We start from the raw sequence: 683 nt of genomic DNA, 5'->3' as shown, positions 1-683 counted from the left end.
CTGGAGCTGGCAGCGGTGCGCGCACCGGATGGCAGCCTGATCTACCTGGTGGACCAGCACGAAGGCGGCCTCTACGACACCGACTTCAACCTGCAACCGGCGAACGCCGCCAGCGGCGGCCTGCTGCGCATCGACCACATGGCCATGGCCTTGCCCGCCGACAGCCTCGACAGTTGGGTGTTGTTCTACAAGAGCCTGCTGGATTTCGAAGCCGACGACGAAGTGGTGCTGCCGGACCCCTATGGCCTGGTGAAAAGCCGGGCACTGCGCAGCCGTTGCAGCTCGATTCGCCTGCCGCTGAATATTTCCGAGAACCGCAACACCGCGATTTCCCACGCGCTGTCGAGCTATCGCGGCTCGGGCGTGCACCACATTGCCTTCGACTGCGCGGACATTTTCGCCGAGGTCAGCCGGGCCAAGGATGCGGGCGTGCCGCTGCTGGATATCCCGCTGAACTACTACGATGACCTGGCGGCGCGGTTTGATTTCGATGACGAGTTCCTCAGCCAGCTCGCGTATTACAACGTCCTCTACGACCGCGATGCCCAGGGCGGTGAACTGTTTCACGTTTATACCGAACCGTTCGAGGGCCGGTTTTTCTTCGAGATCATCCAGCGCAAGAACGGTTACGCCGGCTACGGTGCGGCCAACGTGGCGGTGCGCCTGGCGGCCATGGCCAAGTC

General features: G+C 63.0%; 1 protein-coding gene. It reads left to right on the top strand.

Going from position 1 to position 683, the window contains the following annotated elements; genetic code table 11:
- The coding region (locus HX846_RS37995; RefSeq protein ID WP_178967555.1) for a 4-hydroxyphenylpyruvate dioxygenase family protein at positions 1-683 on the top strand (683 nt) is incomplete at both ends.

This window comes from Pseudomonas sp. K5002, from assembly GCF_013386655.1.
Classification (GTDB): Bacteria; Pseudomonadota; Gammaproteobacteria; order Pseudomonadales; family Pseudomonadaceae; genus Aquipseudomonas.
Note: the sequence above shows the minus strand (reverse complement) of the source record. Positions and strands in the feature narration are given on the sequence as shown.